This is a genomic window from Streptomyces sp. WAC06614 (assembly GCF_003949795.1).
Classification (GTDB): Bacteria; Actinomycetota; Actinomycetes; order Streptomycetales; family Streptomycetaceae; genus Streptomyces.
Genome location: NZ_RPRY01000111.1, coordinates 1 through 21,342, shown reverse-complemented (window position 1 = coordinate 21,342; position 21,342 = coordinate 1). Strand labels below are relative to the sequence as shown.

General features: G+C 73.2%; 18 protein-coding genes and 1 riboswitch. Of the genes, 6 read left to right on the top strand and 12 right to left on the bottom strand.

The window, feature by feature from the left end; all coding sequences use genetic code 11:
- The first annotated feature begins 83 nt into the window (after positions 1–83).
- Together EF918_RS17100 and EF918_RS17095 are read left to right on the top strand one after the other, a co-directional pair.
- Positions 84–701 carry a uridine kinase gene (locus tag EF918_RS17100; RefSeq protein WP_125646553.1) on the top strand — a complete coding sequence of 206 codons (618 nt, stop codon included), beginning with the start codon at positions 84–86 and terminating at the stop codon, positions 699–701.
- Positions 702–1,079: 378 nt separating this feature from the next.
- Positions 1,080–3,017, top strand: a complete 1,938-nt coding sequence (locus EF918_RS17095; RefSeq protein ID WP_185921780.1) for an AAA family ATPase — start codon at positions 1,080–1,082, stop codon at positions 3,015–3,017.
- A 52-nt stretch (positions 3,018–3,069) separates the two neighbouring features.
- Here EF918_RS17095 and EF918_RS17090 read toward each other — a convergent pair whose 3' ends face one another.
- The 10 genes from EF918_RS17090 to ribD all read right to left on the bottom strand — a co-directional run bounded on the left by EF918_RS17090 (position 3,070) and on the right by ribD (position 11,688).
- On the bottom strand, positions 3,070–4,131 hold the full coding sequence (locus EF918_RS17090; RefSeq protein ID WP_125646541.1) for a hemolysin family protein: 1,062 nt from the start codon (positions 4,129–4,131) through the stop codon (positions 3,070–3,072).
- Positions 4,128–5,600, bottom strand: coding sequence for a hemolysin family protein (locus EF918_RS17085; protein WP_260610284.1), 1,473 nt, complete (start codon positions 5,598–5,600; stop codon positions 4,128–4,130). Before EF918_RS17085 ends, EF918_RS17090 begins: the two co-directional genes overlap by 4 nt.
- Positions 5,601–5,782: 182 nt before the next feature.
- Positions 5,783–6,241 carry a PH domain-containing protein gene (locus EF918_RS17080; RefSeq protein ID WP_125646539.1) on the bottom strand — a complete coding sequence of 153 codons (459 nt, stop codon included), beginning with the start codon at positions 6,239–6,241 and terminating at the stop codon, positions 5,783–5,785.
- A complete protein-coding gene (gene hisG, locus EF918_RS17075) occupies positions 6,241–7,089 on the bottom strand; it encodes an ATP phosphoribosyltransferase (protein ID WP_125646537.1) in 849 nt (282 codons plus the stop codon). The genes EF918_RS17080 and hisG overlap by 1 nt, the downstream gene beginning before the upstream one ends.
- Positions 7,090–7,194: 105 nt before the next feature.
- The gene (locus EF918_RS17070) at positions 7,195–7,467 is read right to left on the bottom strand and encodes a phosphoribosyl-ATP diphosphatase (RefSeq protein ID WP_125646535.1); all 273 of its coding nucleotides are present in this window, start codon (positions 7,465–7,467) and stop codon (positions 7,195–7,197) included.
- A gap of 58 nt (positions 7,468–7,525) precedes the next feature.
- Positions 7,526–8,011 carry a 6,7-dimethyl-8-ribityllumazine synthase gene (gene ribH, locus EF918_RS17065; RefSeq protein WP_125646533.1) on the bottom strand — a complete coding sequence of 162 codons (486 nt, stop codon included), beginning with the start codon at positions 8,009–8,011 and terminating at the stop codon, positions 7,526–7,528.
- Between the two features lie 72 nt (positions 8,012–8,083).
- Positions 8,084–9,346: a bifunctional 3,4-dihydroxy-2-butanone-4-phosphate synthase/GTP cyclohydrolase II gene (locus EF918_RS17060; RefSeq protein ID WP_125646531.1), complete on the bottom strand. Its 1,263-nt coding sequence runs from the start codon at positions 9,344–9,346 to the stop codon at positions 8,084–8,086.
- On the bottom strand, positions 9,343–9,999 hold the full coding sequence (locus tag EF918_RS17055; protein ID WP_125646529.1) for a nicotinamide mononucleotide transporter family protein: 657 nt from the start codon (positions 9,997–9,999) through the stop codon (positions 9,343–9,345). Before EF918_RS17055 ends, EF918_RS17060 begins: the two co-directional genes overlap by 4 nt.
- Complete coding sequence (locus EF918_RS17050; RefSeq protein ID WP_125646527.1) at positions 9,996–10,619, bottom strand: riboflavin synthase; 624 nt, start codon at positions 10,617–10,619, stop codon at positions 9,996–9,998. Before EF918_RS17050 ends, EF918_RS17055 begins: the two co-directional genes overlap by 4 nt.
- Position 10,620: 1 nt before the next feature.
- Entirely contained in the window at positions 10,621–11,688 is a 1,068-nt protein-coding gene (gene ribD / locus EF918_RS17045; protein WP_125646551.1) for a bifunctional diaminohydroxyphosphoribosylaminopyrimidine deaminase/5-amino-6-(5-phosphoribosylamino)uracil reductase RibD, read from the bottom strand.
- Between the two features lie 220 nt (positions 11,689–11,908).
- Positions 11,909–12,039: riboswitch (FMN riboswitch) on the bottom strand.
- 268 nt (positions 12,040–12,307) lie between these two features.
- On the opposite strand from ribD, the gene EF918_RS17040 reads away from it, so the two are divergent.
- Complete coding sequence (locus EF918_RS17040; protein ID WP_125646525.1) at positions 12,308–14,665, top strand: chitinase C-terminal domain-containing protein; 2,358 nt, start codon at positions 12,308–12,310, stop codon at positions 14,663–14,665.
- Between the two features lie 70 nt (positions 14,666–14,735).
- Here the strand turns inward: EF918_RS17040 and EF918_RS17035 are convergent, their stop codons facing one another.
- Complete coding sequence (locus EF918_RS17035) at positions 14,736–15,824, bottom strand: ROK family transcriptional regulator (protein WP_125646548.1); 1,089 nt, start codon at positions 15,822–15,824, stop codon at positions 14,736–14,738.
- Between the two features lie 130 nt (positions 15,825–15,954).
- Here EF918_RS17035 and EF918_RS17030 point away from each other — a divergent pair, with 130 nt between their 5' ends.
- The 3 genes from EF918_RS17030 to EF918_RS17020 all read left to right on the top strand — a co-directional run bounded on the left by EF918_RS17030 (position 15,955) and on the right by EF918_RS17020 (position 19,447).
- Positions 15,955–17,169 carry an MFS transporter gene (locus EF918_RS17030; protein WP_125646523.1) on the top strand — a complete coding sequence of 405 codons (1,215 nt, stop codon included), beginning with the start codon at positions 15,955–15,957 and terminating at the stop codon, positions 17,167–17,169.
- Positions 17,170–17,283: 114 nt separating this feature from the next.
- A complete protein-coding gene (locus EF918_RS17025) occupies positions 17,284–18,702 on the top strand; it encodes a uracil-xanthine permease family protein (RefSeq protein ID WP_125646545.1) in 1,419 nt (472 codons plus the stop codon).
- A 76-nt stretch (positions 18,703–18,778) separates the two neighbouring features.
- The gene (locus tag EF918_RS17020; protein ID WP_125646520.1) at positions 18,779–19,447 is read left to right on the top strand and encodes a DUF5995 family protein; all 669 of its coding nucleotides are present in this window, start codon (positions 18,779–18,781) and stop codon (positions 19,445–19,447) included.
- A gap of 160 nt (positions 19,448–19,607) precedes the next feature.
- Here EF918_RS17020 and EF918_RS17015 read toward each other — a convergent pair whose 3' ends face one another.
- Positions 19,608–21,305, bottom strand: a complete 1,698-nt coding sequence (locus tag EF918_RS17015) for an NAD(P)/FAD-dependent oxidoreductase (RefSeq protein WP_125646518.1) — start codon at positions 21,303–21,305, stop codon at positions 19,608–19,610.
- Positions 21,306–21,342: the final 37 nt, after the last annotated feature.

The window sequence follows — 21,342 nt, the reverse complement described above, 5'->3', positions numbered from 1 at the left end:
TCGCCGGGGCCTGCGGGGCCGCCGGCCTCGGTGCCCCCGCCGGCCCCGCAGGCCCCGGCGATGCGCCCGGCGGTGCGGCCGACCTGGGTGGCCTCGCCGCACGCCTGACCGCGCTGGCGCCCTCGCTGGGCCCGGTGCGGCTGATCGGGATCGACGGGCACGCCGGCTCGGGCAAGAGCACCTTCGCGGAGCGGCTGGCCGGGGCGCTGGGCGGGGCCCCGGTGCTGCACCTGGACGACATCGCCACGCACACGGAACTGTTCGACTGGACCGGGCGGCTGCGCCGGCAGGTGCTGGAGCCGCTGGCCGCGGGCCGGGCCGCGCACTGGGCGCCGTACGACTGGGCCGCGCGCCGGTTCGGGCCCGAGCGGGTGCTGGAGCCGGCCGCGGTGCTGCTGGTGGAGGGCGTCGGCGCGGGCCGCCGGGAGCTGCGCCCGCACCTGGCGCACCTGCTGTGGATGGAGACGCCGCGCGCACTGGCGTGGAGCCGGGGCCGGCGGCGGGACGGGAGCGAACTTGCCGCCTTCTGGGACGGATGGGAGCGCGCCGAGCGCGCGCACTTCGCGGACGACCCTTCGCGCCCCTACGCCGACACCCTGGTACGGCAGAGCTGTACGGGATACGAGTGGACTTCCGGGAGTCCTGCGCCCGCAGGAACGCCCGCTTCCGTCACGCACCGTGAGGGGCTGCCCCGGGCCTGAGCCGCCCCGGACCTCGGCGTGCGGACGGCCCCCCGGGGGCGCTTGACCTGGTACCCGCACCGGCCTTACGTTCTCAATGCGCGGTCTTTCATGGCCGCGGCGGACACGAAGCCCCCGATTGTTCCCCCGTGATCGGGGGCTTCGTTCTGCCCGGAACCGGCCCCCGGACCGCCCCGGGCCACCCGCGGAACCCCCTCGGTGATCACCCTGCGTCACCCCCGGGGTCCGGGACCCGCCCCGGCAGGTGCCCGTCGCACCCTACGTAGCGCCGCGTACCGCAGGTACGATGCCACCCAGATTTCATCGGCGCATGCAACAACTCTTGCCCCTGGGGCAGGGGTTGCAGCGCACCACGGGGGCAGGCTTGTGGGGGACGTGATGGATTTCGGCACGCAGGGCAGCCCGCACGCCCCGGCCGAACTCGCCTGGCTGCGCGGAGTGGACGCCTGCACGATGGGCGCCTATCCGCAGGCCGAGGAGGAGTTCCGGGCGGCCGTACGACTCGATCCCGCGATGGCCGACGCCTGGCTGGGCCTGCACGCGTTACGGGTGGACACCACCAACGCCCTGCTGCGCATGTACGCGCACCGGGACCGGTTCGGCGAGCAGCGCACCCGGCACCGGCGCACCCTGAACTCCTGGTACTGGCTGGGCTGGTGGGTGCAGCCGGTGCTGGAGACCCGCCGCGACCTGCTGCTGGCCCACGCCTCGCACTGGCTGGACGGCCGGCACGTGCCCGAGCTGGACCAGGCGTTGGCCGGGCTGCCGCCGGTGGACACCGATCCGCAGGTCCGCTTCCTGCACGCCTGCCGGGCCTATCTGGTCAAGGACTGGGAGCAACTGGTCCGGCACACCGAGCCGTTGGTCGACGATCCGCTGCTGGGCATCGAGGCGGGGCTGTTCGGCGGCATGGCCCGGGTGCGGCTGGAGATGTACGGGCAGGCCGAACCGCTGCTGGCGACCGCGCTGATGCGCTGCCGCAGCGAGCAGCCGCAGCGCAAGGAGCTGCGCTACTGGCTGGCCCGGGCGCACGAGGGCACCGGGCGCAGCGCCGCCGCCCTGCCGCTGTACCGGGCGGTGCACCGGGTGGACCCGGCGTTCATGGACACCGCCGCCCGGCTGACGGCCATCGCCGAGGCCGACGGGCTCGACGGCTACGACCTCTCCCCCGTCGGCGGGGACTTCGCGGCCGTGGCCCTGGGCGACCCGGACCCGGTGCTCGCGCCCGAACCGCCGGGGGAACCGCGGCTCGGCGGGCCCGGACCCGGTGGCGCAGGGCCCGGGGGCGGGCTGCTCGGCGGCGGGGTGCTCGGGGTGCCGCCGCAGGGGCCGCCGCCGGGTGCGGGGCGGCCCGAGGGGACGCGCCGGCGGGCCGTGGTGCCGCCGCCGGGGGCACCGACCGGGCTGCCCGCCGGCCCCTCGGACCCGGCGCTGCTGGCGCAGGCGCTGGCGGAGCTGGAGCGGATGGTCGGGCTGGAGCCGGTCAAACGGCAGGTCAAGGCCCTGTCGGCGCAGCTGCACATGGCCCGGCTGCGGGCCGGGCAGGGGCTGCCGGTGCAGCCGCCGAAACGCCACTTCGTCTTCTCGGGCCCTTCCGGCACCGGGAAGACCACCGTGGCCCGGATCCTGGGCCGGGTCTTCTACGCGCTCGGGCTGCTCGGCGGGGACCATCTGGTGGAGGCCCAGCGGGCCGACCTGGTGGGCGAGTTCCTCGGGCAGACCGCCGTGAAGGCCAACGAGCTGATCGACTCGGCGATCGGCGGGGTGCTGTTCGTGGACGAGGCCTACAGCCTGTCCAACTCCGGCTACAGCAAGGGTGATGCGTACGGCGACGAGGCGCTCCAGGTGCTGCTGAAGCGGGCCGAGGACAACCGGGACCACCTGGTGGTGATCCTGGCGGGCTATCCGGCCGGGATGGACCGGCTGCTGGCCGCGAACCCGGGCCTGTCCTCCCGGTTCACCACCCGGGTGGACTTCCCCAGCTACCGGCCGGCGGAGCTGACGTCGATCGGCGGGGTGCTGGCCGAGGCCAACGGGGACCGGTGGGACGAGGAGGCGCTGGAGGAGCTGCGCAGCATCAGCGGGCACGTGGTGGAGCAGGGCTGGATCGACGAGCTGGGCAACGGCCGGTTCCTGCGGACGCTGTACGAGAAGAGCTGCGCCTACCGGGACCTGCGGCTGGCCGGGTACCCGGCCACCCCGTCCCGGGAGGACCTGGCGACGCTGCGGCTGCCGGACCTGATGCAGGCCTACGGCGAGGTGCTGTCGGGCCGGGGCCCGCAGGACCGGGGGCGGCCGGAGCCGCCCCCGATGTGATGCGGGGGCGGCCGGGGCTCAGCGGGCCGGGGCAACCGGTCCGGGCCGGGGATCAGCGGGCCAGGGCTGCCCGGGTCGCCGGTGCGGCGGTCCGGTGGGCGGGGTCGCGGACCTCGCCCACCAGCATCTCCAGGACGTCCTCCAGGGCGACCAGGCCGAGCACCCGCCCGGCCGGGTCGGCGACCTGGGCCAGGTGGGTGGCGTCCCGGCGCATCACGCTGAGCGCGTCGTCCAGCGGGAGGGTGGAGCACAGGGTCGGCATCCGGCGCCAGACCCGCTGCGGCACGGCCCGCTCCCGCTCCTCCAGGTCCAGGACGTCCTTGACGTGGACGTAGCCCATGAAGGCCCCGCCCTCGGCCCGGACCGGGAAGCGGGAGTAGCCGGTGCGCACCGTGAACTGCTCGATCTGGCGCGGGGTGACCGTCGGGGCGACCGTGACCAGCCGGTCCCGGGCCAGGAGCACGTCGGTGACCGGGCGGCTGCCCAGCTCCAGCGCGTCCTCCAGGCGCTCCTGCTCGCCCGGCTCCAGCAGGCCCGCCTGCCGGGAGTCCTCCACCAGACGGCCGAGCTGGGCGCTGGTGTAGACGGCCTCCACCTCGTCCTTCGGCTCGACCTTGAACAGCCGGAGCACGAAGTGCGCGCAGGCGCCGAGCGCGGTGGTGACCGGGCCGCAGAGCCGGGCGAAGGCGACCAGGCCCGGGCTGAACCACAGCGCGGCGCGCTCCGGGTCGGACATCGCCAGGTTCTTCGGCACCATCTCGCCGATCACCAGGTGCAGGAAGACCACGGCGGCGAGCGCGATGGCGTAGCCGAGCGGGTGGATCAGGCCCTGCGGGACGTGGACGGCGTGGAAGACGGGTTCCAGCAGCCGGGCCACGGTCGGCTCGGCGACCGCGCCGAGGGTGAGCGAGCAGACGGTGATGCCGAACTGGGCGGCGGCCATCATCCGCGGCAGGTTCTCCAGCCCGTGGAGCACCTGGCGGGCCCGCTTGGAGCCGGCCGCGAGGGGCTCGATCTGGCTGCGCCGCACCGAGACGAGGGCGAACTCGGCGGCCACGAAGAAGCCGTTGGCCAGCACCAGGACGAGCGCGAAGAGCAGCTGCAGGGCGTTCACCGGCCGGCCCCTTCCAGCTGGGCGGGTCGCTCGGGCTGCTGCCCGGCCCCGCGTACGGCGGCGGGCACGGCGACGACCGGACCACCGGGGCGGGCGGGCGCGGCGGCCCGGTCCTGCGGGCCGCGGGTGGGCTGCCCGATCCCGCCGAGGGCCGGTGCGGGCACCGTGCGGACCAGCCGCACGCGCTCCGCGCGGTTGCGGCCGACCTGGCGGACGGAGAGCTTCCAGCCGGGCAGCTCGGCCCGGTCCCCGGGCGAGGGGATCCGGCCCAGCAGGTCCGCGACGAGGCCGGCGACGGTCTCGTACGGGCCTTCGGGGACCTCCAGGCCTATCCGGCGCAGGGTCTGCACCCGGCAACTCCCGTCGGCCTCCCAGGACGGCCGGCCGTCCTCGGCGGGTACGGGGGCCAGCTCGGGGCGGGCGTCCTCGGCGAGGTCGTGCTCGTCGCGGACCTCGCCGACGAGTTCCTCGACGATGTCCTCCAGGGTCACCACGCCGGCCGTGCCGCCGTACTCGTCGACGACCACGGCCATGGGCTGCTCGCTGCGCAACCGTTCCAGCAGGGGCTGGACCGGGAGGGTGCCGGGCACCAGCAGCGGGGCGTCGCAGATCGCGCCGACGGTGGTGCGGGCCCGCTCGTGCTCGGGCACGGCGAGGGCGTCCTTGAGGTGGACGACCCCGGTGATCTCGTCGATGCGTTCGCGGTACACCGGGAACCGGGACAGGCCCGTGGCCCGGGTCAGGTTCAGCACGTCCGCCGCGGTGGCGGTGGACTGCAGGGCGCTGACCTTCACCCGCGGGGTCATCACGTGCTGGGCGGTGAGTTCGCCCAGCGACAGGGTCCGGACGAACAGGTCGGCGGTGTCCTGCTCCAGGGCGCCGGCCTGGGCCGAATGGCGGACCAGGGAGACCAGTTCGCCGGGGGTGCGGGCGGAGGCCAGCTCGTCGGTGGGCTCCACGCCCAGCGCCCGGACCAGGCGGTTGGCGACGGCGTTGAGGCCTGCGATGACCGGCCGGAAGGCGCGGGAGAACAGGTCCTGCGGGCCGGCCACGAACCGGGCCACCTGGAGCGGCCGGGAGACCGCCCAGTTCTTCGGGACCAGTTCGCCGACGACCATCTGGACGGCGGAGGCGAGCAGCATGCCCACGGCCACGGCTATGCCGGAGACCACGCCGGCCGGCAGCCCGGTGGCGCGCAGCGGCGCGGAGAGCAGCCCGGCGAGGGCGGGTTCGGCGAGCATGCCGACCACGAGCGAGGTGAGGGTGATGCCGAGCTGGGTGCCCGAGAGCTGGAACGACAGCTCGCGCAGGGCCTTGACGACCGTGCGGGCACGGCGGTCGCCCTCGGCGGCGGCCCGTTCGGCGTCGGGCTTCTCGACGGTGACGAGGCCGAACTCGGCCGCCACGAAGAAACCGTTGGCCAGGATGAGCGCGAAGGCCGCTGCGAGCAGGAGTAGCGGGATGGTCATGCCGCCGCCTCGGGGACGAGGGCGGCGCGGGTACTACCGGACGGTCCGTCCATTGCTGGAGGGAGTCACTCCTCTGGTCGAAGGTGCCCTGACGGCCCCGCGGTCACGGGGCTCACGGCGGGGCGCACGGGTGCGCCCCGCCACCAGGGTAGTCACTGAGATCGTCGCCGCAATGGCACGCTTCAGTTGTCGTGCGCGCCGGAGCCGCGTTCCTCGGCGAGGGCGCGCAGGGCACGGGCGTCGCTGACGGCCTGCGCCTTGGCGATGCCGGGCTGGATGCCCAGGGCCGGCAGGCTGGTGCCGTCGCTGAGGTCGAGGAAGACCCAGGGGTCGCCCGGGCGGAGGTTGACGCGCAGGATCTCCGCCCAGGCCAGACGGCGCTTGGTGGTGAGGTTCACCACGGTGACGCCGTCCTCGTCGGCCACCACCTTGGGCCGGCTGAGCAGCACCAGGACGGAGGACATCAGGACGGCCGTGAAGACGAAGCTGATCCGCTCGCCGGGACCGAGCCGGTCCAGCACCAGCCCGATGGCGGTGATGGTGGCGAACATGACGGCGCCGACGCCGAGCAGGACGACGCGGGTGCGGGTCGGCCGGAAGGTGACCGGCAGGGCCGGCCGGGCCGGGGAGTCGGCGGCCATCACAGGCGGCAGGCGTGGATCGAGGTGGTCAGGATGGCCCGGGCGCCGATGTCGTACAGGTCGTCCATGATCCGCTGGGCCTCCTTGGCGGGGACCATGGCACGGACCGCGACCCAGCCCTCGTGGTGCAGCGGGGAGACGGTCGGGGACTCCAGGCCGGGGGTGAGCGCCACGGCGTTCTCCAGCTGCTCGACCCGGATGTCGTAGTCCATCATCACGTAGCTGCGGGCGACCAGGACGCCCTGGAGGCGGCGCAGGAACTGCTGGGCGCGGGCGTCCGGGGTGCCGGCGCCGTGCCGGCGGATCACCACGGCCTCGGACTTCAGGATGGGCTCGCCGATGATCTCCAGGCCGGCGTTGCGCAGGCTGGTGCCGGTCTCCACCACGTCGGCGATCACCTGGGCGACGCCGAGCTGGATGGCGGTCTCGACCGCGCCGTCGAGGTGCACGACGGAGGCGTCGATGCCCTGCTCGGCGAGGTGCTTGGCGACGATGCCCTCGTAGGAGGTGGCGATCGTCATGCCGTGGAAGTCCTCGGGGCCCTTCGCGGTGCCGGGCCGGGTGGCGTAGCGGAAGGTGGAGCGCCCGAAGTTCAGCGCGAGGATCTCCTCGGCGTTGGCGCCGGAGTCCAGCAGCAGGTCACGGCCGGTGATGCCGATGTCGAGCTTGCCGGAGGCGACGTAGATCGCGATGTCCTTGGGGCGCAGGTAGAAGAACTCCACGTCGTTCTCGACGTCGACGGTGACGAGTTCCTTGGACTCCTTGCGCTGGCGGTAGCCGGCCTCATGGAGCATCTCCGCCGCAGGTCCGGAGAGTGAACCCTTGTTGGGGACGGCGATGCGCAGCATGAGGTCGGTTCCTTTGTTCGCGATAGGGGTGGTGCGCTGTGCGGAGCGGGCTGGGAGTGGGGCGGGCGGGCCGGCGTCGGTGCCGGGGGCCCGGGCGGGCGCCGGTCAGAGGTGCTTGTAGACCTCGTCGAGCGAGATCCCGCGCGCGACCATCATCACCTGGACGTGGTACAGCAGCTGCGAGATCTCCTCGGCGGCGGCTTCCTTGCCCTCGTACTCGGCGGCCATCCAGACCTCGGCGGCCTCCTCGACGACCTTCTTGCCGATGGCATGGACGCCCTTGCCCACCAGCTCGGCGGTGCGGGAGGTGCTGGGGTCGCCGGTGGCGGCCTTGTGCTGGAGCTCGGTGAAGAGCTCTTCGAAGGTTTTGTTCGCCATGATGCCCTTAGGGTACGGGTTCGCCCGGCCACCCCGTCGCCAGGGTTCACTCCGTGGACTACCGCCAGGGCTCGCTGACCGTCCGCAGGGTCATGGCGGTGGCGACGGCGGCGGTGACCGCCTCGTGGCCCTTGTCCTCGCGCGAACCCTCGAGCCCGGCCCGGTCCAGCGCCTGCTCGTCGTTGTCGCAGGTCAGCACGCCGAAGCCGACGGGGACGCCGGTCTCGACGGACACCTGTACCAGGCCCTGGGTGACGCCCTGGCACACGTAGTCGAAGTGGGGGGTGCCACCGCGGATGACGACGCCGAGGGCGACGACGGCGTCGTAGCCGCGGCCGGCGAGCACCTTCGCGACCACCGGGAGTTCGAAGCTCCCGGGGACGCGCAGCAGGGTGGGCTCGTCGATGCCCAGCTCGTGCAGGGCGCGCAGGGCGCCGTCGACGAGTCCGTCCATGACCTTCTCGTGCCACTGCGCGGCGACGACCGCGACCCGGAGGTCGCCGCAGTTCTTCACGCTCAGTTCGGGTGCGCCCTTGCCGCTCACAGCTCTCCTCGTGCTCTTGCGTTTGCTCGTTCGTGGTGTCGGTGTGGTGCAGGTGATGCCGGTGTGCTGGTGCTACTGGTTGCCGCACGCCGCGACGGCGGTGGCGTCCAGCCAGGGCAGGTCGTGCCCCATGCGGTCGCGCTTGGTGCGCAGGTAGTGCAGGTTGTGCTCGCCCGCCTCGACGGGCATCGGCTCGCGCTCGGCGACCACGATGCCGTGCCGGATCAGGGCGGCGGCCTTGTCCGGGTTGTTGGTCAGCAGCCGGACGCTGCGGACGCCGAGGTCGGCGAGCATCTGGGCACCGGCCCCGTAGTCGCGGGCGTCGGCGGGCAGGCCGAGTTCCAGGTTCGCGTCGAGGGTGTCGCGGCCGCGCTCCTGGAGCTCGTAGGCGCGCAGCTTGGACAGCAGGCCGATGCCGCGTCCCTCGTGACCGCGCAGGTAGACGACGACGCCCCGGCCGGCCTCCTTGATCCGCTCCATGGACGCGTGCAGCTGTGGGCCGCAGTCGCAGCGCAGGGAGTGGAAGATGTCGCCGGTCAGGCACTCGGAGTGCATCCGGACGAGCACCTCCTGGCCGTCGCCGATCTCGCCGTGGACCAGGGCCACGTGCTCGACGCCGTCCGCGGTGGAGCGGTAGCCGTACGCGGTGAACTCGCCGAACGCGGTCGGCAGGCTGACCTCGGCCTCGCGGCGGACGGTGGGCTCGGCGGAGCGGCGGTAGGCGATCAGGTCCTCGATGGAGATGATCGTCAGGCCGTGCTTGCGGGCGAACGGGATCAGCTCCGGCAGGCGCAGCATGACGCCGTCCTCGCCGGCGATCTCCACGATGGCGCCGGCCGGGCGCAGGCCCGCGAGGCGGGCGAGGTCGACGGCGGCCTCGGTGTGGCCGTTGCGGACCAGCACACCGCCGGGCTTGGCGCGCAGCGGGAAGACGTGGCCGGGGCGGACGAAGTCGCCGGGGCCGCTGACCCCGTCGGCGAGCAGCCGCAGGGTGGTGGCGCGGTCGGCGGCGGAGATGCCGGTGGTCACGCCGTGGGCGGCGCTCGCGTCGACGGAGACGGTGAAGGCGGTCTTCATCGACTCGGTGTTGTGGTCGACCATCTGCGGGAGCTCCAGACGGTCGAGCTCCTCGCCCTCCATGGGGGCGCAGATCAGGCCGCGGCACTCGCTCATCATGAACGCGATGATCTCGGGGGTGGCCATCTCGGCCGCGATGACGAGGTCACCCTCGTTCTCCCGGTCCTCGTCGTCGACGACCACGACGGGCCGGCCGGCGGCGATGTCCCGGATGGCCTGCTCGACGGGGTCGAGCGCGAAGAACTCGTCGGTGGTCATGCCGTTGCTCCTTCGAGGGCCGAGGGGGTGGCGGGGGTGCGCGAGCGCTGGTACCAGTCGTAGGCGCCCCACAGGACGAGGGCGAAGTAGACGACGTAGACGAGGCCGGAGAAGGCCAGGCCGCTGGTGAAGGCGAGGGGGACGCCGACCAGGTCGACCAGGAGCCAGGCGAACCAGAACTCCACCAGGCCGCGGGCCTGGGCGACCATCGCGACGAGGGTGCCGACGAAGATGTAGGCGTCGGCCCAGGGGCTCCAGGACAGGTTCGGGAAGGCGGAGAACAGCACGCCGACGGCGAGGGTGCCCAGGGCCGCGCCGCCCAGCAGCAGCCCGCGCTCCTTCCAGCTCGCGGTGCGCACGGCGATGGAGCCGTCCTGCGCCTGCTGCCGGCCGCGCCGCCACTGCGTCCAGCCCCAGGCGGCGACGCCGATGACCAGGAGCTGCTTGCCGACACCGCCGGCGAGGTGGGCGGAGGCGTACGCGGCGACCAGGATCAGGCCGGACAGCAGCTGGGCGGGCCAGGTCCACAGCGAGCGGCGCCAGCCGAGGGCGAGGGCGGCCAGGCCCAGAGTGTTGCCGATCATGTCGGACCAGATGACCTTCTGGTCGAAGACGGCGAAGGCTTCGGCGTTCAGCCAGGTCAGGGCGCTCACCGGTGGTTCTCCTTCGGCTGGAGCGGGTCGACGCCCGCGGCCAGCAGCCGCTCGACGTACTTGGCGAGGACGTCCACCTCCAGGTTGACCGGGTCGCCGGGCTGCTTGATGCCGAGCGTGGTCAGGGCGAGGGTGGTGGGGATGAGGCTGATGGTGAAGTGGTCGGCGGCGGCCTCGACCACGGTGAGGCTGACGCCGTCGACCGTGATGGAGCCCTTCTCGACCACGTAGCGGGAGAGCGCCGCCGGCAGCGAGACCTTGACGATCTCCCAGTGCTCGGAGGGGGTGCGGGAGAGGATCTCGCCGGTGCCGTCCACGTGTCCCTGCACCAGGTGGCCGCCGAGCCGGCCGCCGAGGGCCATCGGGCGCTCCAGGTTGACCCGGGCGCCCTTGTCGAGGGCGCCGAGGCTGGAGCGCTTGAGGGTCTCCTGCATCACGTCGGCGGTGAACTCGCCGTCCGCGGTCTCCACGACCGTCAGGCAGACGCCGTTGACGGCGATGGAGTCGCCGTGCTTGGCGCCCTCGGTGACGAGCGGGCCGCGCAGGCGGAAGCGGGAGGCCTCGGGCAGCTGCTCGACGGCGGTGACCTCGCCCAGTTCTTCGACGATTCCGGTGAACACGTCAGTGCTCCTTGGGGACGGTGGTGGGGACGGCGGTGATCCGGAGGTCGGGGCCCAGTCGGGTGGCCTCCGTGAGGTCCAGGCGCACGGCCTGGGAGATGTTCGTGACGCCCGCGTCGGCGAGGGCGGCGGGGCCGGCGCCGAGGACGGCCGGGGCGAGGTAGCCGACGACGCGGTCGACGGCGCCGGCCTCGAAGAAGGCACCGGCCAGGGTGGGGCCGCCTTCCAGGAGCACGGAGCGCACGCCGCGCGCGTACAGCCGGGTGAGCAGGTCGTGGACGCCGATCCGGCCGTCGTGCAGGGGCAGCCGGAGCAGGTCGGCACCGGCCGGCAGGTGCCGGGTGTCGGCGTCCTCGGCGACCACGATCAGGGTGGGCGCGGCGTCGTCGAGGATCCGGGCGGTCGGCAGGACGGTGGCGCGGGGGTCGAGGGCGACCCGCAGCGGCTGGGTGACGTCGTCGTGGCCGCGTACGGCGAGGTGCGGGTCGTCGGTGCGCAGGGTGCCGGCTCCGACGAGGACGGCGTCGGACTCGGCGCGCAGCCGGTGGACGTCGGCGCGGGACTCGGCGGAGGTGATCCAGCGGCTGGAGCCGTCGGCGGCGGCGCTGCGGCCGTCGAGGGTGGCGGCGTACTTCCAGGTCACGTGCGGGCGGCCGCGGCGTACGGAGGTCAGCCAGGCGATGTTGCCGGCCTCCGCCTCGGCCTCCAGCAGCCCGCCGGTGACCTCGACGCCGGCCGCGCGCAGGGTGGCGGCACCGCCGGTGGCCTGCGGGTTCGGGTCGGCGACGGCGTAGACGACCCGGGCGACGCCGGCCACGATCAGGGCCTGGGCGCAGGGGCCGGTGCGTCCGGTGTGGTTGCAGGGCTCCAGGGTGACGTACGCGGTGGCGCCGCGGGCGGCCTCGCCGGCCGCGCGCAGGGCGTGGACCTCGGCGTGCGGGCCGCCGGCGCGCTGGTGCCAGCCCTCGCCGACCACGGTGCCGGCGGCGTCGGTGAGGACGCAGCCGACGACGGGGTTGGGGCTGGTGGAGCCGAGTCCGCGGGCCGCGAGCGCGACGGCACGGCGCATGGCGCGCACGGCATGCTCGTCGTGCGTCGCGGCGTTCGCGTGGGCGGATGTCGCCACCGGGTCCTCCTGCCTCTTCGGGCACGGACTCCGGGGCCTGTCGGGATACGACAGAGAGAGCGGACAGCGGATACGGGAACGCCGAGGCCGATGGAGCGGATCCGTCGGTGTGCGTGGTGCACGGACGACGAACCGCCGGCGGCGGCGTACCGGTCACTGCCCGCCGCGCACTGCCTCCCATCCGGACTTTAACCGTCGGTCCAGGAATTTCACCTGGTCAACCGGCCGCTGGCTGCGGTCGGGTCGCGGACTGTAACCGCCGGTTCGGAATTGCACCGACCCCGGAGTGCGCTGCTACTGGTACTCACCGTCCAGTGTGCCACGGCCGATGTACACCCAAGCGAGTGACGTATGTGACCTGAGTCACATACGTCAGAAGTCGAGCCGGATGCGAGACGCGTCCCGACTTTGGTCCAGACCTATTGACGGGTTGGTCTAGTCCTCTTAACTTCTTCTTCATCCTCCCCGGGAGACAGCCCGCCAGATGTGCGCACGTCACGGGCCAATGAGCGCCATTTTTCCGCACGTTGTGTCCGCCATCCTCCCCTCCCCAGGAGGCACGATGCTGTCCCCCACCCGTACGAGAGCGATGCTCCTGGCATCCGGCGCCGCCATTGCGGGCCTGCTGCTGGGCGGGCTCTCCAGCGGCGTCTCGCATGCCGCCGACCACGAGAGCTGTCGTCCCGACGGCCTCTACCGCACCCCCGGTGTCGACGTCCCGTACTGCTCGGTCTACGACTCCGAGGGCCGCGAGAAGATGGGCGCCGACCACCAGCGCCGCGTCATCGGCTACTTCACCGGCTGGCGCACCGGCAAGGACGGCACCCCCGCCTACCTCGCCAGTGACATCCCCTGGTCCAAGGTCACCCATCTGAACTACGCCTTCGCGCACGTCGGCAGCGACAACAAGATCTCCGTGGGCGCCGACGGCCCCGGCAACGCCGCCACCGGGATGACCTGGCCGGGCGTCGCCGGCGCCGAGATGGACCCGGCCCTCCCCTACAAGGGGCACTTCAACCTGCTGACGAAGTTCAAGAAGCAGTACCCGAACGTCAAGACCCTGGTCTCCGTGGGCGGCTGGGCCGAGACCGGCGGCTACTTCGGCGACGACGGCAACCGGGTCGCCTCCGGCGGCTTCTACTCGATGGCCACCCACGCCGACGGCTCGGTCAACCAGGCCGGCATCGACACCTTCGCCGACTCCGCGGTCGCCTTCGTCCGCCAGTACGGCTTCAACGGCGTCGACATCGACTACGAGTACCCGACGACCATGAAGGACGCCGGCAACCCGTTGGACTGGCAGCTCGCCAACGGCCGCCGGGCCGGCCTGGTCCAGGGCTACGCCGCCCTGATGAAGACCCTGCGCGAGAAGCTCGACCGGGCGGGCGCCACCGACGGCAAGCACTACCTGCTGTCCGTCGCCGCCCCCTCCTCCGGCTACCTGCTGCGCGGCATGGAGACGTTCCAGGTCCAGAAGTACCTGGACTACGTCAACATCATGTCCTACGACCTGCACGGCGCCTGGAACGAGTTCGTCGGGCCCAACGCCTCCCTCTTCGACGACGGCAAGGACGGCGAACTGGCCGCCGCCGGCGTCTACTCCACCTCCCAGTACGGCGGCATCGGCTACCTCAACACCGACTGGGCGTACCACTACTTCCGCGGCTCCATGCCGGCGGGCCGGATCAACATCGGCCTGCCGTACTACACCCGCGGGTTCAAGAACGTGCAGGGCGGTACCGACGGCCTGTGGGGCAAGGCCGCGGCCACCAGTTGCCCGGCCGGTTCGGGGCTGACCAAGTGCGGTGACGGCGCGGTCGGCATCGACAACCTGTGGCACGACAAGGACACCAACGGCGTCGAGTCCCCGGCCGGCTCCAACCCGATGTGGCACGCGAAGAACCTGGAGAAGGGCGTCGTCGGCGACTACGTCACGAAGTACGGCTTCCCCGCGAACACCACGCTGACCGGCACCTACGTCCGCAAGTACGACGCCACGCTGGTCGCGCCGTGGCTGTGGAACGCCCAGAAGAAGGTCTTCCTGTCCACCGAGGACGAGCAGTCGGTGGCCGCCAAGGCGGACTACGTGGTCGGCAAGGGCATCGGCGGCACGATGGTCTGGGAGCTGGCGGGCGACTACGCCTTCAACGCGGCCAAGGGGCAGTACGAGCCCGGCTCGACCCTGACCACCACCATGTACGAGAAGTTCAAGTCGGCCGCCCCGTACGGGGCGAAGAAGGCGGGCGCGGCGCTGCCGTCGCAGGCCCTGGACATCGACGTGCAGGTCACCGACTTCAAGCTGGGCGACTCGAACTACCCGCTCACCCCGAAGATCAGGATCACCAACCGCACCAAGGCGACCCTGCCGGGCGGCACGGAGTTCCAGTTCGACTACGGCACCTCGGCCCCGGCCAACGCCTCCGACCAGTCGGGCTTCGGCGCCAAGGTGATCAGCAGCGGTCACACGGGGAACAACGTCGGCGGGCTGAAGGGCGACTTCCAGCGGGTGTCGCTGAAGCTGCCGGCCTGGCAGTCGCTGGCCCCGGGCGCCTCGGTCGACCTGGCGTTCAACTACTACCTGCCGGTGTCCACCTTCTCCAACTGGACGGTGAACCTCTCCGGTACGACGTACGCCCTCGCCGGGGACCTGTCGCGCGGCACCACGGTCGGCGAGCCGGGCGGCACGACGCCGCCCACGACCCCGCCGACCACGCCGCCGACCACGCCCCCGACCACCCCGCCGACCACTCCTCCGGGCGGCACCTGCACCAGCCCGGCCTACGTGGCCGGCCAGGTGTACACCGGCGGCTCGCTGGTCTCCCACAAGGGCCACACCTGGAAGGCGCAGTGGTGGACCCAGAACGAGGAGCCCGGCACCACCGGCGAGTGGGGCGTCTGGAAGGACCAGGGCGCCTGCTGACCTCCCCCGGCAGCGCGCACCGACCGGCACGGCCGGACGGGCCCGGTGGCACCCCGCCACCGGGCCCCGGTCACCCCGTGGCGAACAGCGCGTCCTGGGCCGCGTCCCGGGCGGCCAGGCGGGCGCCCTCCAGGACGGCGTCGTCGCCCAGGGCGGTCGCGCGGACCTCCGTCGGGACCGGGGTGAGGCCGGCCAGGCGGGCGGCCACCCGGGGGGCCAGGGCCGGGCCGCCGGCCAGGCCGAGAGCACCGGCCAGGACCACGCAGCCGGGGTCGAGGACCGCCGCGACGGCCGCCGCGCCCAGGGCGAGGCGTCCGGCGAGGGCGTCCAGGAACGGTTCGCCGGCGGCGCCGGCCACCGCCTCCTCCACCGGGCCGGTGAACCCGTGCGCCGCCGCGAGGGCGCCGACCGCGTCCCGGCCGACCAGGGAGTGGAAGCCGCCGCCGCAGTCGGTGGCCGAGGGCAGGCCCACGGTGCCGGGGACCGGCAGGAAGCCGATCTCTCCGGCGCCGCCCGAGGCGCCGCGACGCAGCCGGCCGTCCAGGACCACCGCCGCACCCACCCCGGCGCCGAGCCAGAGCAGGACGAACGAGTCCAGGTCCCGGGCCGCCCCCAGGCGCTGCTCGGCGACGGCCGCGAGATTGGTCTCGTTCTCGACCAGGACCCGGGCGGGCAGCTCCCGCTGGAGCTCCGCGACCAGGTCCCGGTGCCAGGCGGGCAGGCCGGTGGTGTCGCGCAGTTCTCCGCTCCCCGGGGAGACCAGCCCGGGCGCGCCGACCGCGACGGTGTGCAGGTCCTCGGCGCCCACCGCACGGGCCGCCCGCCGCAGTTCGGCGACGGCCGCCGCGGGCGCGTCCACCGGGAGCGGGGTACGGCACAGGGCGTTGCCGAGCAGGTCGGTGACCACCGCGGTCGCGCTGTCGGTGCGTACGTCGAGCGCCGCCAGGAAGGCGCGGCGGGCGACGATCCCGTAGAGCCGGGCGTTGGGGCCGCGCCGCTGTGCGCCCGACTCGCCCACCACCTCGATCATCCCCGCCCGGGCGAGCCGCTCGACGAGGTCCGCGACGGTCGGCCGGGACAGGCCGGTCAGCGCCTTGAGCTGGGCGGCCGTCAGGGGGCCCTCGTCCTGCAGGAAGGTGAGGGCCAGCCGGTCGTTCATCGCCCGGGCGGTGCTCGGCGAGGCCGGGGGCGCGGGGGTCGTCCGGGAGCTGGGGATCACGGGGTCATCCTAGGCAGTCCGCTCGTGCGACCGCTATCTGTCAGGCAGGGTCCCTGATAGTTTACGGGCCATGACCGCGGAACCCGCCCTCACCCCGCGGCGGCTGCGCCGCGCCCGCTTCGCGATCGCCGCCGTCTTCTGCACGCACGGCGCCGTGACCGGCAGCTTCGCCACCCGGATCCCGTGGATCCAGGAGCACGCCGGGCTGGACGCGGGCTCCCTCGGCCTGGCTCTCGCCTGCCCCGCCGTCGGCGCCGCCCTGACGATGCCGCTGGCCGGGCGGATCAACCACCGGTTCGGCGCGCGCACCGCGCTGCGCGGCCTGCTGGCGCTGTGGACGCTGTCGCTGGTCCTGCCGAGCCTCGCCCCGAACCTGGTCGCGCTCTGCGCCGCGCTCTTCGTCTACGGCGCGACCGCCGGCATGTCCGACGTCGCGATGAACGCCCTCGGCGTGGAGACCGAGAACCGGATGGGCCGCTCGATCATGTCCTCGCTGCACGGCATGTGGAGCGTGGGCGCCCTGGTCGGCTCGGCCGCCGGCACCCTCGCCGCGCAGGCCGGGGCCGACGCCCGGCTGCACCACCTGCTGGCCGCGCTCGCGCTGACCGCCGTCGGGCTGGTCGCCGTGGGCGGGGTGCTGGACCTGCGCAGCGCCGACGACGCCCCGGCGCCGCCGCACTTCGCCCGGCCGCCGCGGGCCGCGCTGCTGATCGGGCTGGTGGGTTTCGCCGCCGTCTTCGCCGAGGGCGCCAGCCTGGACTGGTCCGGGGTCTACCTGCGCGACGTCCTGGGCACCGGGGCCGGCGCGGCCGCCGCCTCCACCACCGCCTTCGCGCTGACCATGGCCGCGGCGCGGCTGGTGGGCGACCGGGTGGTGGACCGGTTCGGGGCCGTGCGCACGGTCCGGGCGGGCGGGGTGCTGGCCACGGCCGGCGGGCTGCTGGTGGTGCTGTGGCAGCAGCCGGTGGCCGCGCTGGTCGGTTTCGGCCTGATCGGGCTCGGTGTGGCGGTCGTGGTGCCGCTGGCCTTCGCCGCGGCGGGCCGCAGCGGACCCGCGCCCGCCCAGGCCATCGCCGGCGTCGCGACGATCACGTACACCTCGGGGCTGATCGCCCCCTCCGCGATCGGGGCGGTGGCCGACGCGACCTCGTTGGTGGTCTCGTTCGGGCTGGTCACCCTGCTGGCGGCCACCCTGATCGTCGGGGCCTCGGTGCTGGGCCCGCGGCGCGCCGGAGCCGCGGCCACGGCCGCCGACCGGGACGAAACGGCAGCTGTCCGGCCGTAATATGACGCTGGCCGTGCGTCCTGGAAGGGGTGCCGTCCAGGGACCGTTCGCCGTGCTGCACGGCCGGAACGTTCCTCCCCCCACCCGGCCGGCACAACGGAGGAGAACATGGGCCTGGACCTCGGCGTGCGCTGGACCCTGCACGCAGACGGGCGGACCCCCGCCCCCGGCGCGGTGGTCCGGCCGGACGAGCGGCTGAGCTGGCCGCGCACCGCCGGGCTCGGCGCCCAGCACGTGGTCGCCATGTTCGGCGCCAGTTTCGTGGCCCCGGTGCTCATGGGGCTGGACCCGAACCTGGCCATCATGATGTCCGGCATCGCGACCATGATCTTCCTGCTCGCCACCCGCGGCCGGATTCCCTCCTACCTCGGCTGCTCCCTCTCCTTCGTCGGTGTGGCGGCCGCGATCCGGGCCGGTGGCGGCGACAGCGCCACCGTCACCGGAGCCGTCTTCGTCGTCGGCGCGGCCCTGTTCCTCGCGGGCCTGGCCGTGCAGCGCTTCGGCGCCCGGATCATCCACGCGGCGATGCCCCCGGTGGTCACCGGCGCGGTGGTCATGCTGATCGGCTTCAACCTGGCCCCGGTCACCGCCGCGACGTACTGGCCCCAGGACCAGTGGACGGCCCTGCTGGTGATGCTGTTCACCGGCTTCGCCGTGGTGTGCCTGCGCGGCTTCTGGTCCCGGATCGCGATCTTCCTCGGCCTGCTCTTCGGCTACGCGCTCTCCTGGGTCCTGGACCGGGTCTTCGGGCAGATCCACTCCCCCGCGGGCGGCGCCGAGGCCGTCGACCACTGGCGGCTGGACCTGTCCGGGGTCGCGAAGGCGGACTGGATCGGCCTGCCCTCCTTCCACGCGCCGTCGTTCGAGTGGTCGGCGATCCTGCTGGCCCTGCCGGTGGTGATCGCGCTGATCGCGGAGAACGCCGGCCACGTCAAGGCCGTCGGCGAGATGACCGGTGACCCGCTCGACGACAAGCTCGGCACGGCGATCGCGGCGGACGGCGCGGCCTCCATGCTCTCCACGGCCGTCGGCGGCCCGCCGAACACCACCTACTCCGAGAACATCGGCGTGATGGCGGCCACCCGGGTCTACTCGACCGCCGCGTACTGGGCGGCGGCCTGCTTCGCGCTGCTGTTCGGCCTGTGCCCGAAGTTCGGCGCCGTGGTCGCCGCGATCCCCGGCGGGGTGCTCGGCGGGATCACCGTCATCCTCTACGGCATGATCGGCCTGCTCGGCGCCCAGATCTGGCTCAACGCCCGGGTGGACCTGCGCAATCCGCTCAACCTGGTGCCGGCCGCGGCGGGCATCATCATCGGCGTGGGCGGCGTCAGTCTGAAGATCACCGACAACTTCCAGCTCGGCGGCATCGCCCTGGGCACCATCGTGGTGATCACCGGCTACCACGCCCTGCGCTTCTTCGCCCCCGCCCACCTCAAGCAGCAGGAACCGCTGCTGGACGCGGGCACCTCCTCCTACGACGACGAGGCCGGGCCGCAGGCGCCGCCGCAGGCCGGGCGGGACACGCGTTCCTGAGCGGGTTTCGCCCGAACCGGGGAAGCGCACGGCCAAGTTCCGCCGCGCGGCGCCGGTCCTTGAGAACCTGCCTGTCATGGAAGCGGTGCTCGCGCGGATGCGCGACCTGGACGAGCGGCTGCCCGCGCACGACGGAGTGGCGGTCTTCAACCGGGTCTACCTGACGGTGACCGAGGCGCTGCACCGCAGCATCGGGCGCGGGGAGTTCCCCGTTCCGCACCGGGCGGCGGTGCTGGGCGTACGGTTCGCCGAACGCTATCTGGACGCCGTGGACGCGGCGGCCGAGGGGCATCGGCCGCCGGCCTGCTGGCGTCCGTTGTTCCAGTACCGCCGGCATCCCGGGGTGCACCCGCTCCAGCACGCCCTGGCCGGGATCAACGCGCACATCGGGCACGACCTGGCGCTGGCGGTGGTGGCGGCCTGCCGCTCCCTGGACTGTGCGCCCGGCGCCCTGGAGGGCGACTTCGACCGGGTCGGCGAGACCCTGGTCGCCCTGGAGGAGCACATCCGCGAGGACCTGATGCCGGGCCCGGACCTGCTCCAGATCGCCGACCCGCTGACCCACCTGGTGGGCTCCTGGAGCCTGGAACGGGCCCGCGACGGCGCCTGGGCCGGGGCCCGCATGCTGTGGACGCTGCGCGAACTTCCCGAGCTCGCGCAGGAATTCACCGAGTCCCTGGACGCGGGCGTCGGCCTGATCAGCCGCTGCCTGCTGACCCCGACGGGGCTGGTGCGGGCGGCGTGAGCCGCGTACGGCCGGTGGCGTACGGCCCGTGGCATGGAAACGGGCCGCCGCCGCGCTCGGGGGAGTTGCGCGGGGCGGCCCGTGGCCTGAGGGAGGAGCGGCGGAGGTCGGTGCTCCGGCGCGGTCCTCCGGCGCCGGGGTCAGTCCTCCGGCGCCGGGGTCAGTCCTCCGGCAGCTCGACCGGGGCGATCTCGTCGAAGACGTCGCCCGGACCCGGGTTGGTCGGGTCGGTGGCGCCGCCGAGGTGGTGCATCACGCCCCAGACCGCGTTCAGCGCGGTCTGCACGGCGCCCTCGGCCCAGCCGGCGGTCCAGGAGATGTCGTCACCCGCGAGGAAGATGCCCCGCTTGTCCTCGGGCAGGCGGTCCTGCATGAAGTGGGTGTACAGACGGCGCTGGTAGCGGTAGTGGCCCGGCAGGTTGGCCTTGAACGCGCCCATGAAGTAGGGCTCGTTCTCCCAGGAGACGGTGACCGGGTTGCCGATGATGTGCCGGCGGATGTCGACCTTGGGGTAGATCTCGCCGAGCGACTTCAGCATGACCTCCATCCGCTCGTTCGCGGACAGCGGCAGCCACTTCAGGCTGTCGTCGCACCAGGTGTACGACAGGCAGATGACGGCCGGCTGGTCCGGGCCGTTGTCCAGCAGGTAGGTGCCGCGGGTCATCCGGTCGGTCAGCGTCATCGACATGACGTCACGGCCGGTCTCCTCGTCCTTGTCCAGCCAGAACGGGCGGTCGACCGGGACGAAGAGCTTGGAGGACTCCATGTAGTGGGTCCGCTCCATCGCCGTCCAGTGGTCGATCGGGAAGAGCGTGTCGTCGCACTCGATCTTGGACAGCAGCATCCAGGACTGGGCGGTGAAGATCGCGGCGCGGTAGGTGCGGATGTCGCCGGAGGCGTCGGTGACCGTGATGCGGTTGCCGGCGGTGCGGTGCAGGCGGGTCACGGCCGGGCGCGGGGTGCCGTCGTGCAGCGAGGACAGGGACGTGCCCTGCGCCCAGTGCAGGATCTTCTCGGGCTCGCGCTCCCACAGGCGCAGCGGCAGCTGCTGGGAGCCGCCGACGATGCCGCGGTGGTGGTCGTCCGCCTCGGTGTAGACGACGCGGAGGATCTCCAGGATGGAGTTCGGGAAGTCGGTGTCCCAGCCGCCGGTGCCGAAGCCGACCTGGCCGAAGATCTCGCGCTTGCGGAAGGACTTGAAGGCCTCCGACTCGCAGAGGAAGCCGTAGAAGGTCTGGTTGTCGAGCTTCTCGACGAGCTTGGCCCAGATCTCGCGGATGCGCGGGACGTCGCGCTCGCGCATGGCCTGGTTCATGTCGGAGAAGTCGGCGCCCTCTTCGAGGCAGGCGTTCCAGGCGGCGGCGACGTCGCGGTAGATCTGCGGCAGGTCGTCGATGGTCTCCGCGTAGTGCGTCTCGCCCTTGAGGTCGACCACGGTGGAGGGGGTGGCCTCGGCGAGCGGGTTCGGGAACGGCTCGGTGGTCAGGCCGACCAGGTCGATGTAGTGCTGCAGGGCCGTGGAGGAGGGCGGGAAGCGCATCGCGCCCATCTCGGCGGTCAGACCCTCGGTGCCCTGGCCCTCGAAGCCGACGGTGCGCAGCCGGCCGCCGATCTGGTCCGCCTCGTAGACGACGGGCTTGAGGCCCATCTTCATCAGCTCGTACGCGGAGATGATGCCGGACAGGCCACCACCGATGACGGCGACCTCGGTGCCGTGCTCGGTCGCGGGTATCTGGCCCAGGCCCGCGGGGTGCGCGAGGAAGTCGTCGTAGGCGTACGGGAAGTCCGGGCCGAACATGGTGATCGGCGGCTGGCCGTCGCTGTGCGGGACGGCGGTGGTGGGCACCGTGGACGTCATGGTCGGCTCCTTGCGGGGGTGTTGCGGGGAGGCAGGC